This is a genomic window from Nonomuraea sp. NPDC049695 (assembly GCF_040674955.1).
Lineage (GTDB): Bacteria > Actinomycetota > Actinomycetes > Streptosporangiales > Streptosporangiaceae > Nonomuraea > Nonomuraea helvata.
In genome coordinates this window covers 1-1742 of the sequence record NZ_JBFANV010000223.1, presented here as the reverse complement: position 1 = coordinate 1742, position 1742 = coordinate 1, and the positions used below count along the sequence as shown (strand labels likewise).

Sequence of the window (1742 nt, the reverse complement as noted above, 5' to 3'; positions counted from 1 at the left end):
GGACACGCTCGCTGAGGAGTTCCCAGGCAGTTGCAGGAGGTCCAGGCCGAGCGGGAGGAGCTCGTGATCGCCGAGCGGGTCCTGAACCGGCCGGCCGAGCAGGACCGGGCCGCGGCGGAGGCCGCCGCGGCCGTCGCTCCGGCGCCCGCCCGGGTGGCGGAGCGGGCGGTTCTCCTGATCCCGCACCGCGGCGAGACTCCCGACGAGGCCGCCCGGAACCGGCCGCTGACGCGCGGGCAGAAGCCGTCCAACAAGGCCCTTGCCGCGGTACGAGCGCCGGTCGAGCACGGCTTGGCCCACCTGAAGAACTGGCGCGTCCGCGGCAAGATACGCACCGACCCGAAATGGGCGACCGCCCTGGTGAGGGCTCTGCTGGTCCTGACGAACCGCGAAGTCTCCCGGTGACAACCGGGCTCCCCTGGCGTTACCTCTGCTCGACTACCCGCAACAGCTGCTGCAGCGATAGGTTATAGGTCGACCACTAACGTAGGAGTGAAAATGACAGTCAAGGAAGACGACGCCGTCCGCCGCGCCGCCGCCCAGCACGCCGTGGCCGAGCACCTGCGCCTCACCGCAGCAGGACGCACCGACGAATGGGTGAAGCTGTTCGCCCCGGACGCGGTGCTCGAGTTCCCGTACGCGCCGGCCGGCGTGCCCCAGCGGGTGACGGGGCGAGACGCACTGCGCGCGCACATGAGCAACTTTCCCGAGACCTTTGACGTGGAGTTCGTCGACCTGGTGTTCCACGAGACGATCGATCCAAGTCTGGTGATCGCCGAATTCCGCTCGACGGGCACGGCGCTGCCGACCGGCAAGCCGTACGAGCAGACGTGCATCTCCGTCGTCCGGACCGATGACGACGCGCTCATCACCCACTACCTGGACTACTGGAACCCGCTGGTGGCGATCGAGGCGCTCACACCCCACGACGTTCCGTCCGACCCTGACCTCCGCGTGACTTTTGGAGGCTGAGGGGAAAGCCTGTTTAACTGATCGCCATGCCCGCCGCCGGTACCAGCACGAAGAGCGACGAACGACGTCGGACCATCATGGCCGCCGCGGTCGATTGCTTCGCGCAAAAAGGTTTCTACGGTACGACGACACACGAGATCGCAGACTGGGTCGGCATCTCTCAGCCGTATCTCTATCGCCTGTACCCGAACAAGGAAGCGCTGTTCGCGGCGGTGGTCGACCACGTGTCCGTCGTCATGACCGAAACGCTGGTCGCCCACTCGCCGGCGCCGGGCGGGGCCGGACCGGCGCCCGAGGCGGCGCTGGATGCGGCGCGCGGCGCCTACGCCGCGCTCGTCGCGGACCGGAGCATCCTGCGTTTCCTCATGCACGCGAACTGTGCCGCCGGCGAGCCGCTAGTAGCAGACGCCGTGCGCCGGTGCTACGCCAAACAGGTTGACACCGTCCGGCAGCTGCTGGGCGACGACGACGCCGTGCGGCGCTGGTTCGGCGCCGGAATGCTCGACAACGTGGTCGCCGTGCTGGGTCTGGCCGACATCGATGAGCCGTGGGCGCACGTCCTCACCGCTCGATGACCCGACACCGGCAGTTCGGCAACGAGGGCCCCGAGTCTTCCTCGTAGGCCAGCTCGGCCGGTGGGACTCGGCTTCTTCGCCCAGCCGCAGGCAGGCTTCCTCCGGGTCAGCCTCCTCCCGGGCGGGCATCCGGGCGACGGCCGCGGCGGCCTCCGCCGCGGCCCGGTCCTGCTCGGCCGGCCGGTTCAGGACCCG

3 protein-coding genes are annotated in these 1742 nt (G+C 69.4%); all 3 read left to right on the top strand.

Annotated features, from left to right (window positions below; all coding sequences use genetic code 11):
• Positions 1-30 precede the first annotated feature (30 nt).
• Complete coding sequence (locus tag AB0J64_RS57190) at positions 31-405, top strand: transposase family protein (RefSeq protein ID WP_364047223.1); 375 nt, start codon at positions 31-33, stop codon at positions 403-405.
• 93 nt (positions 406-498) lie between these two features.
• Complete coding sequence (locus AB0J64_RS57185) at positions 499-972, top strand: nuclear transport factor 2 family protein (protein ID WP_364047220.1); 474 nt, start codon at positions 499-501, stop codon at positions 970-972.
• A gap of 26 nt (positions 973-998) precedes the next feature.
• The gene (locus tag AB0J64_RS57180; protein ID WP_364047217.1) at positions 999-1547 is read left to right on the top strand and encodes a TetR/AcrR family transcriptional regulator; all 549 of its coding nucleotides are present in this window, start codon (positions 999-1001) and stop codon (positions 1545-1547) included.
• Positions 1548-1742 lie beyond the last annotated feature (195 nt).